This window comes from Pectobacterium sp. HCp5_1 (genome assembly GCF_032905925.1).
Lineage (GTDB): Bacteria > Pseudomonadota > Gammaproteobacteria > Enterobacterales > Enterobacteriaceae > Pectobacterium > Pectobacterium brasiliense_A.
In genome coordinates this window covers 1-14,937 of sequence record NZ_JAUMIO010000014.1, presented here as the reverse complement: position 1 = coordinate 14,937, position 14,937 = coordinate 1, and the positions used below count along the sequence as shown (strand labels likewise).

11 protein-coding genes are annotated in these 14,937 nt (G+C 53.3%); 5 read left to right on the top strand and 6 right to left on the bottom strand.

The features are described 5' to 3' along the window. Positions 1-18: 18 nt before the first annotated feature. Complete coding sequence (rep, locus tag Q3A88_RS11455; protein WP_317177940.1) at positions 19-2,040, bottom strand: DNA helicase Rep; 2,022 nt, start codon at positions 2,038-2,040, stop codon at positions 19-21. A gap of 160 nt (positions 2,041-2,200) precedes the next feature. Between rep and ppiC the strand changes: the two genes are divergently transcribed. Continuing rightward, positions 2,201-2,482 carry a peptidylprolyl isomerase PpiC gene (gene ppiC / locus Q3A88_RS11450; RefSeq protein ID WP_317177939.1) on the top strand — a complete coding sequence of 94 codons (282 nt, stop codon included), beginning with the start codon at positions 2,201-2,203 and terminating at the stop codon, positions 2,480-2,482. Positions 2,483-2,576: 94 nt separating this feature from the next. On the opposite strand, the gene putA is transcribed toward ppiC, so the two are convergent. Further along, on the bottom strand, positions 2,577-6,545 hold the full coding sequence (gene putA, locus Q3A88_RS11445; protein WP_317177938.1) for a trifunctional transcriptional regulator/proline dehydrogenase/L-glutamate gamma-semialdehyde dehydrogenase: 3,969 nt from the start codon (positions 6,543-6,545) through the stop codon (positions 2,577-2,579). Between the two features lie 196 nt (positions 6,546-6,741). Here putA and putP point away from each other — a divergent pair, with 196 nt between their 5' ends. Beyond that, the gene (gene putP, locus Q3A88_RS11440) at positions 6,742-8,226 is read left to right on the top strand and encodes a sodium/proline symporter PutP (RefSeq protein WP_317177937.1); all 1,485 of its coding nucleotides are present in this window, start codon (positions 6,742-6,744) and stop codon (positions 8,224-8,226) included. A 44-nt stretch (positions 8,227-8,270) separates the two neighbouring features. On the opposite strand, the gene Q3A88_RS11435 is transcribed toward putP, so the two are convergent. Further along, entirely contained in the window at positions 8,271-9,158 is an 888-nt protein-coding gene (locus tag Q3A88_RS11435) for a LysR family transcriptional regulator (protein WP_317177936.1), read from the bottom strand. A gap of 101 nt (positions 9,159-9,259) precedes the next feature. Between Q3A88_RS11435 and Q3A88_RS11430 the strand changes: the two genes are divergently transcribed. Next, a complete protein-coding gene (locus Q3A88_RS11430; RefSeq protein WP_317177935.1) occupies positions 9,260-9,922 on the top strand; it encodes an NADPH-dependent F420 reductase in 663 nt (220 codons plus the stop codon). Positions 9,923-9,993: 71 nt separating this feature from the next. Here the strand turns inward: Q3A88_RS11430 and ilvC are convergent, their stop codons facing one another. Continuing rightward, the gene (ilvC, locus tag Q3A88_RS11425; RefSeq protein WP_180787063.1) at positions 9,994-11,472 is read right to left on the bottom strand and encodes a ketol-acid reductoisomerase; all 1,479 of its coding nucleotides are present in this window, start codon (positions 11,470-11,472) and stop codon (positions 9,994-9,996) included. Positions 11,473-11,639: 167 nt separating this feature from the next. Between ilvC and ilvY the strand changes: the two genes are divergently transcribed. Then, positions 11,640-12,530, top strand: a complete 891-nt coding sequence (gene ilvY, locus Q3A88_RS11420) for an HTH-type transcriptional activator IlvY (RefSeq protein ID WP_317177934.1) — start codon at positions 11,640-11,642, stop codon at positions 12,528-12,530. After that, on the top strand, positions 12,527-13,306 hold the full coding sequence (locus Q3A88_RS11415; RefSeq protein WP_317177933.1) for a lysozyme inhibitor LprI family protein: 780 nt from the start codon (positions 12,527-12,529) through the stop codon (positions 13,304-13,306). The genes ilvY and Q3A88_RS11415 overlap by 4 nt, the downstream gene beginning before the upstream one ends. Positions 13,307-13,324: 18 nt before the next feature. On the opposite strand, the gene Q3A88_RS11410 is transcribed toward Q3A88_RS11415, so the two are convergent. Continuing rightward, entirely contained in the window at positions 13,325-14,068 is a 744-nt protein-coding gene (locus tag Q3A88_RS11410) for a DUF2461 domain-containing protein (protein ID WP_039550123.1), read from the bottom strand. 100 nt (positions 14,069-14,168) lie between these two features. After that, on the bottom strand, positions 14,169-14,609 hold the full coding sequence (locus tag Q3A88_RS11405) for a lysozyme inhibitor LprI family protein (RefSeq protein WP_039286270.1): 441 nt from the start codon (positions 14,607-14,609) through the stop codon (positions 14,169-14,171). Between the last annotated feature and the right edge of the window lie 328 nt (positions 14,610-14,937).

The following is a 14,937-nucleotide window of genomic DNA, read 5'->3' as shown; positions in this document are numbered from 1 at the left end:
ATATAAAAGGGGGGATGATTATTCCCCTTTTGCTTTTGCCAACATCGCCCGAATATTAGCGACGTTCGTCTGACCTTTCTGCATACGCTCTTGTGCGCTCACCACTTTTCTTTCCGTTTCCCACACCACATCATCCTGCGGCAGTTCAAGCAGGAAACGACTCGGCTCGGGGCGCACCAACTCGCCATACTGGCGGCGTTCTTTGCACAATGTGAAGAACAGTTCGCGCTGAGCACGCGTAATCCCCACGTATGCCAGACGACGCTCTTCGTCGACGTTATCTTCATCAATGCTGCTCTGGTGCGGCAACAGACCTTCTTCCATCCCAACTAAAAAGACGTACGGGAATTCCAAGCCTTTGGACGCATGTAGCGTCATTAGCTGAACCTGATCCAATTCCTCTTCACTCTCTCCCCGTTCCATCATGTCCCGCAGCGTGAAGCGCGTTACGACCTGCGTTAGCGTCATCGGCTCATCGAGATCTGACCCTTCCAGCATTTCCGTCATCCAACTGAATAGCTGATTGACGTTCTTCATCCGCATTTCTGCAGCTTTTGGGCTCGGAGAGGTTTCATACAGCCAGCTTTCGTAGTCCAATCCATGAATCAGATCTCGCACGGCAGCGACCGGTTCACGCTCTGCCAGACGGGCGATTTCCGCCAGCCACTGAGTAAACCGTTGCAGGGATTCCAGCCCACGACCGGTCAGCGACTGGCTCAACCCAATATCAAAACTCGCGCTGAACAGACCTTTATTGCGCTGCCCTGCCCACTCGCCCAGCTTCTTCATCGTCGCCGGGCCAATTTCACGCTTGGGCGTGTTTACAATACGTAAGAACGCGCTGTCATCGTCTGGATTGGTCAGTACGCGCAGATAAGCCAGTAAATCTTTGATTTCAGGTCGGGAGAAAAACGACGTGCCGCCGGAGATACGATACGGAATACGGTTCTGCATCAACATCTTTTCAAACAGACGCGATTGATGGTTGCCACGATACAAAATGGCATAGTCGCCGTACTGGGTCTTTTTAATAAAGTGATGAGCAATCAGCTCACCAACGACCCGCTCTGCTTCGTGATCTTCATTGTTGGCGGTAATCACTTTGAGTTCATCACCGTAACCCAGCTCCGAGAACAGACGCTTTTCAAAAACGTGCGGGTTATTGGCGATGAGAATATTGGCGGCTTTCAGAATGCGCCCGGACGAGCGGTAGTTTTGTTCCAGCTTGATCACGTCAAGCGCGGGGAAATCCTGCTGTAACAACACCAGATTCTGCGGTCGCGCACCACGCCAGGAATAAATAGACTGATCGTCATCACCTACGACGGTAAAACGCGCGCGGGTGCCTACCAGCAGCTTAACCAGCTCATACTGGCTGGTGTTGGTGTCCTGATATTCATCCACCAGCAGGTAGCGTAAACGGTTCTGCCAGCGTTCACGCACCTCCGCGTTCTGCTTCAGCAACAGCGTGGGCAGCAAAATCAGATCGTCGAAGTCCAGTACGTTACAGGCACGTAGGTGGTCGTGATAGAGCGAGTAGCAATGCACAAACAGTTTATCGCGTTCGGAACGGGCGGTTGCTGCCGCGCCGGCAGGATCGATCAGATCGTTTTTCCAATTTGAGATCGTCGAGATCAGCTGTTGCAGCAGAATCTTATCGTTTTCCAGCCACTGTTCCGTCAGCTCTTTCAGCAGCGCCATCTGGTCCTGATCGTCAAACAATGAGAAATTGGATTTCATACCCAACGCGACATATTCACGTTTGATGATCTCCAACCCCAGCGTATGGAAGGTCGCGATCATCAACCCACGCGTTTCTTTACGCCCCAGCGTTTGCGACACACGCTCCTTCATCTCTCGCGCCGCTTTGTTGGTAAACGTCACAGCGGCAATGTGCTTAGCCTGATAGCCACACTGGCGGATAAGGTGCGCGATTTTGTTGGTGATAACGCGGGTCTTGCCTGAACCTGCGCCCGCCAGCACCAGACAAGGTCCGGTGACGAATTCGACGGCGTGTTGTTGGCTGGGGTTTAAGCGCATAACGATCTTGCTCACTCATAAAACGGAAGGCGATTGTAGCAGAAAGCCGTATCGATCTTGACCAAGGATTTGTTATTAAGGAAAGCACATCGCAGTCCACATCTTGCGTTGCAAATGTTACATTGCGCGCCGGAATCTCTTTTGCAAAAAAGGTAATAACATGGCAAATACCGCAGCAGCTCTGCACATCCTGGTGGACACCGAACAGCAGGCTAACGACATTCTTGCTCAACTGGAAAAAGGCGCAGACTTCCAGAAACTGGCGCAAAAACACTCGACCTGCCCGTCAAAACGCAACGGCGGCGATTTAGGTGAGTTTCGTAAAGGCGACATGGTGCCAGCGTTCGATAAGGCGGTGTTTTCCTGCGAATTGCTGAAACCGTTTGGTCCGGTGAAAACCCAGTTTGGTTACCATGTAATCAAGGTGCTTTACCGCCATTAAGTTGTATCGCAATGAAGTCGCCACGCCGACACCCCCGAACATGAAAAACGCGCCGACCTGCTAGTTTGGCGCGTTTTTTCTATTAAATGCCTTATTAACCTATCGTCATCAGGCTGGCATTGCCGCCTGCGGCGGCGGTATTAATACTCAGAGAACGCTCGGTCAACAGACGCTCCAACTGTACGTGGGTATCGCCCTGCGCATAGCCTAACGGCTGGATAATCGGGCCATCGCGCGCTGCAAGCGCCTCACTCAGTTGCCGTAACCGATCGGCGTCCCCATGATAAATGACGCCATGAAAAGACACACCTTGCCGCTGCCAGTCAGGCGTGAACTGAATATGCGACTGCACGCCGGCGGGTAAACGGCCGTAAAGCGTTTTCTCCTGCTCGCCTTCCAGCCACAACAACTCCCCGCCCGTTGCCAGCACCGCCGCCGTCTGAATCAAGCGATCATCCTCATTATCCGCCAGACACAGAATCCGCTCACGCGGCAGCAGCGTATAGGAATTACTTTCCCCTGTCGGGCCAGGCAACAGCCGCGTTGTCCCGCTGACGCTATATTCTCTATAGCGCTGGCATAACGTCGCTAGCTCGTGACGCTCTCCAGTAATCGCCCAGTCTTCCAGCACCTGTAGCCTCGCCAACAGCGGCGATCGAGCAGATGCATCCAGCGCCTGCTCACGGTTCTGCTGTGAGAATTCTGCCGCAAGCGCGTCGTCCGGCCGATGTGCCAGCAAACGGTACAGATAAAGCGGCCCGCCCGCCTTTGGTCCGGTTCCTGATAAGCCCTCCCCACCAAACGGTTGAACACCGACAACGGCACCGACCATATTGCGGTTCACATATTGATTACCCACTTTCGCCTTGCCCGTCACACGCAGGATAGTTTCATCAATACGGGTATGCACACCCAGCGTCAGACCGTATCCCGCCGCGTTGATCTGCGCAATCACTGCATCCAACCGCTGGCTTTGATAGCGAACTACGTGTAAAACTGGACCAAAAACTTCTTTTTTCAGCTCGTCTATCTTGCCCAGTTCGATCAGGGTCGGTTTCACAAACGTCCCGTACCGCCACGTCTCCTCATCCTGCGGATACGCTGCCTGAAATACCGTATGGCCTTTCGCCCGCATCGTCTGGATATGCAGCTCCACGTTCTCTTTCGCTTCCGCGTCAATCAGCGGACCGATATCGGTCGATAACCGCTCAGGATTGCCCATTCGACACTCCGCCATCGCGCCACGCAGCATAGCCAGAGTGCGATCCGCAATATCCTCTTGCAGGCACAGCAGGCGCAGCGCCGAGCAACGCTGTCCGGCGCTGTCGAACGCAGAGGCGATAACGTCATTCACCACCTGCTCGGTCAGCGCAGACGAATCGACAATCATCGCATTCAGGCCACCCGTTTCGGCAATCAGCGGCGTCAAACGCCCCTGTGGATCGAGCCTGCCCGCGATGCTGCGTTGCAGGGTTTTGGCAACGGCCGTCGATCCGGTAAACACCACACCGCGTACCCGTTCATCGCTGACCAACGCGGCACCAATCGTTTCTCCCTGCCCGGGCAGCAGTTGCAGCACACCCGGAGGAATGCCCGCCTCATGCAAAATACGCACCGCCTGTGCCGCAACCAGCGGCGTCTGTTCAGCTGGTTTCGCCAGCACGCTGTTTCCTGCCGCCAGTGCGGCAGAAATTTGACCAGTGAAGATCGCCAACGGGAAGTTCCACGGGCTGATGCAAACCACTGGCCCCAGCGGACGATGGGTATCATTGGTGAATGAATCCCGAACCTGTCCCGCGTAATAGCGTAAGAAGTCCACCGCTTCGCGCACTTCCGCAATCGCGTTACTGAAGGATTTACCCGCTTCCCGCACCAGCAGTCCCAGCAGACTTTGCAACTGCCCTTCCATCAGCGAGGCGGCCTGATTCAATATCGCGGCCCGCTCTGCGGGTGGCGTCGCAAACCAAATGGTGCCAGCATGTACTGCGGCATCTACCGCCTGCTCAACATCCGCCACCGAGGCATCGAGAACGTAGCCCACCACATCGTGCATATCTGCGGGATTCACGACAGGTCTTTCTTCACTTGCCTCGCTTTCCCCCTCAATCATTGGCGCGGCATACCACGGCTGTGATGCATGATTCAGCAACGCGCTGGAGAGCGAGGCCAGCCGGTGCTCGTTCGAGAGATCCAGTCCGCTCGAATTTTGCCGTTCCCGCCCATATAGCTGACGTGGCAGGGGAATCTTGGGATGCGGCGCGCCCATGCTCCATTCCACTTTTGCCAGCGCCTCTACGCCACGAATCGGATCGGCAATCAGCGTTTCCAGCGCCATTGAGGTATCCGCAATGCGGTTAACAAACGAGGTATTCGCGCCGTTTTCCAGCAGGCGTCGCACCAGATAAGCCAACAGCGTTTCATGGGTTCCGACCGGAGCATAAATACGGCACGGACGGCTCAGTTTTCCATCAGCAACCGCGCCCACCACCTGATCGTAAAGCGGTTCCCCCATGCCATGCAGACACTGGAATTCATACTGTCCAGGATAATAATTGTTGCCCGCCATGTGGTAGATCGCGCTTACCGTCTGCGCATTGTGCGTGGCAAACTGCGGATAAATCAGATTCGGTACGGCCAGTAGCTTCCGAGCGCACGCCAGATACGACACATCGGTATAAACCTTACGCGTGTAGACTGGGTAGCCTTCCAGCCCGTCAACCTGCGCGCGCTTGATTTCACTGTCCCAGTACGCCCCTTTCACCAGACGAACCATCAACCGCCGACGGCTGCGCTGTGCCAGCTCAATCAGCGCATCAATCACATACGGACAGCGTTTCTGATAAGCCTGAATGACAAACCCAACGCCGTTCCACCCCGCCAACTGCGGCTCCATGCAGAGTTTTTCCAGCAGATCGAGCGAGATCTCCAGTCGATCGGCTTCCTCCGCATCAATATTGATCCCGATATCGTACTGACGCGCCAACAGCGTCAGCATCAACAAACGCGGATAAAGTTCCTCCATCACACGATCATACTGCGACCGGCTATAGCGGGGATGCAGCGCCGACAGCTTGATGGAGATGCCCGGCCCTTCGTAAATCCCGCGCCCGTTCGAGGCTTTGCCAATAGCATGAATCGCCTGTTGATAGGCCGCCAGATACGCGGCAGCATCGTGTTCCGTCAGCGCGGCTTCACCTAACATGTCGTAAGAGTAACGGAAGCCTTTATTCTCCCGTTCGCGGGCATTCGCCAGCGCTTCGCCGATAGTTTCTCCGGTGACAAACTGCTCCCCCATCAGCCGCATAGCCATATCGACACCTTTGCGGACAAGCGGCTCACCGCTTTTCCCGATGATGCGGTTCAGCGAATTCGAGAGGTTCACTTCGTTGTGCGTCGCCACCAGCTTCCCGGTAAACAGCAGCCCCCAGGTTGCAGCATTCACAAAGAGTGACGGGCTGTGACCAAGATGCGCCTGCCAATTTCCCCGACTGATCTTGTCGCGGATCAGCGCATCGCGCGTAGATTTATCAGGAATACGCAGCAGCGCTTCGGCTAAGCACATCAGCGCCACCCCTTCCTGAGAAGAAAGTGAGAATTCCTGTAGCAGCCCTTGCACAATGCCCGCACGCCCATTTCCGGCTTTCTGACCGCGTAATTTCTCTGCCAGTTGATAAGCCAGTTTCTGCGTTAACTGCGACATTTCATCGGTAAGTCTTGCTTGTTCGAGCAAGATAGGCACCAGTTCACTTTCGGGGCGGCGGTAAACAGAAGTGATGGCGGCGCGGATAACGGACTGCGGAAGAATGTGCTCGGCGAAATCAAGAAAGGGTAGGTGGGTTTCTTCTTCCTGAGATTGCGGCATAATCTCTTCCGCTTCAATGTGGCTGACGTTCGCCCATTGCGGTGTTTCAGGAGTGTCGAGGCCGCTTTCGAGGCGTTCGAGGTAATGGAAAATAGCCTGTTTGATCAGCCAGTGCGGTGTACGATCAATACGCTGGGCTGCCGCCTTGATACGTTCGCGCGTTTCCTCATCGAGTTTTACACCCATCGTGGTAGAGCCCATAGAGTCCACTCCTATAATGAGAAGATGCACATCGGGATAACGTCAATATCAACCATGTTGCAACTTTGTGCAACCTTGTTAACAAATGGATCGGTTGCAGCCCATCATCACCGTCAGACCTCGTTCCGGCCTGAGTGATTACTATAAAACACAGCGTCGCCGCGACAGCGGCACGAAAAATAATGTGGAGAGTTGAATGACAATAAGCACACCTATGCTGGTGACGTTTCTGTTGTATATTTTCGGGATGGTCCTCATCGGCCTATTTGCCTACCGCGCCACCAATAACTTTGGCGATTACATTCTGGGCGGACGCCGGATGGGAAGCGTGGTAACCGCGCTGTCGGCTGGCGCTTCCGATATGAGTGGCTGGCTGCTCATGGGATTACCGGGCGCTATTTTCATTGCCGGGATTTCTAAAAGCTGGATCGCTATCGGCCTGACGTTGGGCGCGTACCTGAACTGGAAATGGGTCGCCGGACGCCTGCGCGTACACACTGAGGTAAACCACAACGCGCTCACCCTGCCTGACTATTTCACCCACCGCTTTGAAGATAACAGTAAATTACTGCGTGTGATTTCCGCGTTAGTGATCCTGATTTTCTTCACGATCTATTGTGCATCCGGCGTAGTTGCGGGGGCGCGCCTGTTTGAAAGTACCTTCGGTATGAGTTACAGCACCGCATTATGGGCAGGCGCAGCGGCCACCATCGCCTATACCTTTATTGGCGGCTTTCTGGCAGTAAGCTGGACGGACACCGTTCAGGCCAGCCTGATGATTTTCGCCCTGATCCTGACCCCGGTGATTGTCATCCTGTCTCTTGGAGGAATTGATAGCTCACTAATGGTGATTGAAGCGAAAAATCCGGCCAACCTGGACATGTTCCGAGGGCTGAATTTTGTCGCTATCCTCTCGCTGATGGGATGGGGACTGGGCTATTTCGGTCAGCCGCATATTTTGGCGCGCTTTATGGCTGCAGATTCACATCACACGATCCACAACGCACGCCGCATCAGTATGACCTGGATGATTCTCTGTCTGTCCGGTGCCGTGGCAGTGGGCTTCTTCGGCATCGCCTACTTCAACAATAACCCGGATCAGGCGGGCAATGTGGCGCAAAACAGCGAGCGTGTCTTTATCGAGCTGTCGATGCTGCTGTTCAATCCGTGGGTTGCCGGGGTGCTGCTGTCTGCGATTCTGGCTGCCGTGATGAGTACGCTGAGCTGCCAGTTGCTGGTCTGTTCCAGCGCCATCACCGAAGATTTATACAAACCCTTCCTGCGCAAAAACGCCAGCCAGCAAGAACTGGTGTGGGTCGGCCGCGCCATGGTGCTGTTCGTGGCTATCATCGCTATCGTGCTGGCGCTTAATCCTGAAAACCGCGTGCTGGGTCTGGTGAGCTATGCCTGGGCTGGGTTCGGTGCCGCATTCGGACCGGTGATTTTGATTTCTCTGCTGTGGCCGCGCATGACGCGCAACGGTGCCCTGTTCGGCATGATCGTGGGCGCAACAACCGTGCTGATCTGGGAACACTACGCCTGGCTGGGCCTGTATGAAATTATCCCAGGTTTCATCTTCAACAGCCTGACCATTTTTATCGTCAGCCTGCTGGGTAAAGCGCCATCAAAAGCGATTACCGATCGCTTCAATCAGGCGGAAGAAAAATATAAGTCCGTTTGATAAAACACGCCCGTGGCATCGTTCGCTGCGCCACGGGCTTATCTTTACCCGAAAGTTGCTCTGATTGCATCGACGAAGGTTTTAATTTTCACTGCCGACCGCCGTCCCATCGGGACCATAACATGAACCGGACGAGCAGGGCCGTTATAGTCAGATAGCACCTGAACCAGTCGTCCGCGGTCAATTTCCTTACGTAGCACAACCTCAGGCCCCAGCGTAATACCATATCCCTCTATCGCCGCATGCAGCAGCGCGTTCCAGTCATTAGCAAAAAGCCTACCCTGTGGCCTGATTTCTTCGGACTTACCGTCCTTCTGGAATACCCATCGGCAAGACGTCGCGGCGGTGCGTAAGCCATAAATCAGGCACGCGTGACGTGCGAGGCTTGCCGGCGTCTCTGGCACGCCTTCACGCGCCAGATAGTCAGGCGATGCACAGGCAATCAACGAGTAAGACTGAAGCGGCCAAGCCACCATCGAACTATCCGCCAATTCACCGATACGAATGATGACTTCAAACCCCTCTTCTATCGGGTCGACCAGACGATCATTCAGCGTTAGCGCAATTTGCGTGTCAGGATAGCGTGCGAGATAGTGCGCGATAAACGGCGCAAGTAGATGCGATCCCCAGGTAACCGGCGCGTTAACCTGAATCATTCCCGAAGGTGTCACCTGCATTTCGCGGGCGACTGCGTCAGCGTCCTCTGCCTCGGCAAGAACAACCTTGCAGCGCTCATAATAACGCACACCAATATCCGTCAGGCTTTGCCTCCGCGTCGTACGATTCAGCAACCGAACGCCAAGCCTCGTTTCAAGCCATGCCACCTGCTTCGCCACCATCTGTGGAGATAGGCCTAACGCTTCTGCGGCGGCGGCAAAAGACCCTAACTCCGATGCTTTAACAAAGATACTCATACTGGTCAGCCGATCCATGATTCACTCATATTTGTTGTTTGTTTTCTTTTAAAATCAAAATTTATCTTCAAATTGTAGGTAATTAAGATTCTTTTCTCAAAAGCATTAAGGAGAAGAAGATGAATATCGGCATTATTGGTGCAGGCTTTGTTGGACGGGCGATAGCTAAATTAGCGCTCCAGAACGGTCATCAGGTCATGCTCAGTAACTCACGCGATCCCCAATCACTTTTCAGCCTCCGTCCTATGATCGGCTGCGATATCGGAACCACCACTCAAGCCGCGCGATTTGGTGACATTGTGGTTATCGCCGTTCCCTTTACCGCCATCGATAAGCTCCCTGAACAGGTTTTACGGGGAAAATCCGTCATCGATACCGTCAATTACTATACCGAGCGAGATGGTAAGGTCACCGCACTGGATACGCGCAGTACCACCACCAGCGAGCTACTGGCGCGTTATTTACCAGACGCCAGGATCACCAAAGCGTTCAATGCTATCCCCATGACACAGCTTGAAAGCGATGGGCTCCCGACAGGCTCAGCCCATCGCCGGGCGCTACCGCTTGCAGGTGATGATGAGCAGGAAAAAACCATTGTGGCCGGACTCTATGATGCATTCGGATTTGATGTTGTCGATGCGGGAAAATTGTCTGAAGGATGGCGCTTTGAAAGAGGAATGCCGTCTTATTGTGTTCGTATGACAACAGCAGAATTAACCACGGCGCTGATGCTTGCCTCACGCAGCATACCGACGGTACTCGACGTCAATAACGCAAGATAAAGGGTAACCCCAGATAAAAAAGAGGGCACAGCCAATGCTGTACCCTCTTCTATTTCGATCACTGACGGAAATTAACCCGCAACAGCAATACGCTTCATGTCTTTCATGTAACCGCGCAGCGTGTGGCCTACGGTTTCGATTGGGTGGTTACGGATCGCTTCGTTCACATCACGCAGTTGCGCGTTGTCCACTTCGGTGCCCGCAACCGCTTTGCCCAGATCGCCCGGCTGCAGGGATGCCATGAACGCCTCTTTCAGCAATGGAACGGCGGCGTTAGCAAACAGGTAGTTACCGTATTCTGCGGTATCAGAGATAACCACGTTCATTTCATACAGACGCTTACGCGCAATGGTGTTAGCGATCAGCGGCAGCTCATGCAGTGATTCGTAGTAAGCCGACTCTTCGATGATGCCGGAGCTCACCATGGTTTCAAACGCCAGCTCAACGCCCGCTTTCACCATCGCAACCATCAGCACGCCGTTATCAAAGTATTCTTGCTCAGCGATTTTACCGTCGAACTGCGGCGCGTTTTCGAATGCCGTTTTACCGGTCTCTTCACGCCAGGTCAGCAGTTTCACGTCATCGTTCGCCCAGTCAGCCATCATGCCGCTGGAGAATTCGCCGGAGATGATGTCATCCATGTGTTTCTGGAACAGCGGCGCCATGATGCCTTTCAACTGCTCAGACAGCGCGTAAGCACGCAGTTTCGCTGGGTTAGACAGGCGATCCATCATCAGCGTGATCCCGCCCTGCTTCAGCGCTTCGGTGATGGTTTCCCAGCCGAACTGAATCAGTTTTTCTGCATAAGCCGGATCGGTGCCTTCAGCAACCAGTTTGTCGAAGCTCAGCAGAGAACCCGCCTGCAGCATACCGCACAGAATGGTTTGCTCACCCATCAGGTCAGATTTCACTTCTGCAACGAAAGAGGATTGCAGAACGCCAGCACGGTGACCACCGGTTGCCGCAGCCCACGCTTTAGCGATGGCCATGCCTTCGCCTTTCGGATCGTTTTCCGGGTGAACCGCGATCAGCGTAGGTACGCCGAAACCACGTTTGTATTCTTCACGCACTTCCGTACCTGGGCACTTCGGCGCCACCATCACGACGGTGATGTCTTTACGGATTTGCTCGCCCACTTCAACGATGTTGAAGCCGTGAGAGTAGCCCAGCGCAGCGCCCTGTTTCATCAGCGGCTGTACTGCCTGAACCACGGCGGAGTGCTGTTTGTCCGGCGTCAGGTTAACCACCAGGTCAGCCTGCGGGATCAGATCTTCGTAGGTGCCAACGGTGAAGCCGTTTTCGGTCGCTTTGCGCCATGATGCACGTTTTTCGGCAATCGCTTCAGCACGCAGGGCGTAAGCGATATCCAGGCCGGAATCGCGCATGTTCAGACCCTGGTTCAGACCCTGAGCACCACAGCCGACGATCACCACTTTTTTCCCTTTCAGGTAGCTCGCCTCATCGGCAAATTCATCACGCCCCATGAAGCGGCACTTGCCCAATTGATCCAGCTGCTGACGCAGGTTTAATGTGTTGAAATAGTTAGCCATGTCGTGCTCCGTATACGGTTTTGTTTGTCTGTTATTCGAGAAAGGATTCCCGCCAGAGGGGAATTCACTATGACCCCATCATATGACAGGAATTGCGTTGCTTAAATTGATATATTAACAACGTCACATTGCACTATCTGCAAGATAAAAAACGGGGCCTGTATCGCATGGATTTACGTGATCTCAAATTATTCCTGCATCTGGCGGAAAATCGGCACTTTGGCCGTACCGCCAAGGCGATGCACATCAGCCCGTCCACGCTGTCACGGCAAATTCAGCGGCTGGAAGAGGATTTAGGACAGACGCTGTTTCTGCGCGATAACCGTACCGTGCAGCTTACCGATGCCGGAGATCACCTGAAGCAGTTCGCCCAGCAAACGTTGCTGCAATACCAGCAGTTACGCCACACGATAGACCAGCATGGGCCATCATTAAGCGGTGAACTACGGATCTTCTGTTCCGTCACCGCCGCCTACAGCCACCTGCCACCCATTCTGGATCGCTTTCGGGCGCTACACCCGCTAGTGGAAATTAAACTGACGACGGGCGATGCCGCCGATGCCGTCGAGAAAATTCAGTCGAACGATGGGGATTTGGGGATTGCGGGACGCCCGGAAGCGCTGCCTGTCAGCGTTGACTTCATGCCGCTCGATAAACTGCCTCTGGCGTTGATTATCCCAGCACTTCCCTGCCCCGTGCAGTCGCTGGTGCGGCAGGCAGACCCAGACTGGTCGCAGATCCCGTTCATCCTGCCGGAACACGGCCCGGTGCGTAAGCGCATCGATCTGTGGTTTCGACGCAACCACATCACTAACCCGCAAATTTACGCCACCATCTCCGGGCATGAAGCGATGGTATCGATGGTCGCGCTGGGCTGTGGTATCGCACTGATTCCCAACGTCGTACTGGAAAACAGCCCGGAACCGGTACGCAACCGCGTTTCTGTCTTTGTCGAGCAGGTAATGGAGCCACTTGAACTCGGCGTGTGTGTACAGAAAAAACGGCTTAGCGAACCGCTGATTGCCGCCTTTTGGGACATATTACAGGATACCCCATGAAGATAGCCTTCACTGCCCTGATCGCCGCAGGGGTGACGTTCGCCTCCCTCAGCCACCATGCGCAAGCCGCCAGTTTCTCCTGTGACAACGCCGCCTCAGCACAGGAAAAGCTGATTTGCGCCAGCCCGTTGCTCGGGCAGCTCGATGAAGAACTGGCACAGATCTGGAGGACCTCCCGCGCGTTCCTGACGACGTACAGCAACAGCGCGCCGTGGGAAAAAACGCTCAACCAGTTTCAACGCAGCTGGCTGAGCACTCGCGATCAATGTAAAGACGAAGACTGTTTGCGCCAGCGTTATCAACAGCAGCTAAATCGGCTGCGGTATCTGAATGACATCGCGCAGCACGCACTTCCTTCGCCGATTACGCCCGTGAAAAGCACCGCTTGTTTCCACGGCTCATTCAGCTATGAGTATGTGATGTCAGGGCTTTCCGCCGAGGAATATCGCGATCTGGGGGATTATTTTCGGGAAATGTACGATCAGAAAGCGCCCTACCACGCCGTCAGCCTGACGATGACCAATCAGCGTGGCAAGATTGAAGGCGGCGCATCCATTGCATTTCGCTACGGTAACAAGCTGGATGATTCCGCCTTCACGGCCCGTCAGATGAGCGATGTACAGGCGATTGGCAAAGGTGAAAGCAGCTTCGGTCAGCAGGTGAAAATACTACTCACCTGCATTGACGATGATCATCTGCAAATCGCCACCTTCGGCAGCAATCGGGAAGAAGGTTACCTGTTTAACTATTTGCTGGAGCGCGATAAAACGCCGTAGCGTTGGCTCACTCTGGTTCTAGCGTTCGAACCACTTATCCGCCGAAAATGCCCGCGTATCGGACTCCGTTTCCTGCGCGGCCTTCTTCATCGTTTCGACGTTCATCAGGTAATGATAGAGCGGTTCAAGCTGGGTAAAACCCTGTGACAGAACCGTCACCAGATCGCCGGAAAATAGCGCGTCCATATCCTGTCGGGTAGATATCGCGGCAAACGACTTACGGTTATACCAGTCAGCCAGTTCCAGCTCCTGATCTTTAATCAGCGGGCGTTTGTAGCTTTCGCCTTCCAGCGTGAAGGTCTTTCCCAGACAGCTTGCTACTTCAAGAAACTGCGACGGATTACCGCGCAGCGTCTGACGGAACAGGTCCATCGTATTCCGCGTCGCGCTGTAATAGCCCAGCCCGTAACGCCAGGTATCCGGCGTGATTTCAAAGAAATACACCGGTGCATCCGTCCAGTCTTTGCGAGTACGTTTGAAAGTGAGCCACATATGGCTGCGATAGCGTGATTTATCGTGAGAAAAGCGCGTGTCGCGATGAATACGGGAGAGAGTCTTACCGATAGCGGGACGTGTTTCAAAGTGATCATCAATCTGCAACATGGTCAGACTGAGTTCATCCACCAGCGTGCGGAACGGTGCAACCAGTTGCTCATCGTAAACCGCACGATGCTCGTCAAACCACGCTTTATCGTTGTACTGACGCACCTGCTGAAGAAACGTTAAACCCGCTTGAGAAAAACCCGTGAACTGCGTTGCCATAAAGAAATGCCATCCCTGTTGCTGTCAGATGACATAAAGATAACGCCGCCGACGGTGAAACACCATCGGCGGCGTGACACACTTATCCAAAGGATGAGTATTAAGGGATATTGAGCTCACCGTCTAGCGACTCGATCCGTCTGTAGTTTTCTACCGCCTCGCAAAGATCTTTATTTGATAAATAAACGGGGCTATCTTTAATATATGGGTGCCCTCTATACGCACAACGATGGACAACATAATTTTTCCACGCGGCTTGATCTGCTTTGAAAAGCTTAACGGCATCGTCCTCACCCTCTATAGTTATGAGTGTTGAGAGAAAGTCTATTGCTTCTTTATTTTTTTTCTCTAGTTTTTCCGTCGAATCAGCAAGCATTCGGTCAGTACAAATATAAATTTCATGATAGTTTTCCCCTCTCATTATATCTTTACATAACGTTTTCTCCATTAATTCCAGTTTACTCCAATAAATCTCACCAAATGCAGGGGATATACCGTTTACAGCAAATAACATCAACAGATAGAAGTAGATATTTTTCATTTCCTCATCCTTAAATAACCCGCTCGATTTCTTCCAGCCTCATATTTTAGCAACTCAGGCTCACTCTCTATTAAATTTATTAACAGATCGATATCATTCTTTGCCGCCACAGGGATAGTTTTCTTCCCCTCCATCCCTTGATAGGCCAGATCCACCAGAATATCTCTGATAGCGGGGTGAAGCTCATTCCAATTCGCCCTATCAGGCAGGGTGGGATCTCACTTTACTTATTGAAATAGAGAACTTATTTCGATTTTATTGATCTGAGCTTTATCTCCACTAACACTCAGTGAAAGACAATGACTATCTTTAATTATATCAATGAAAT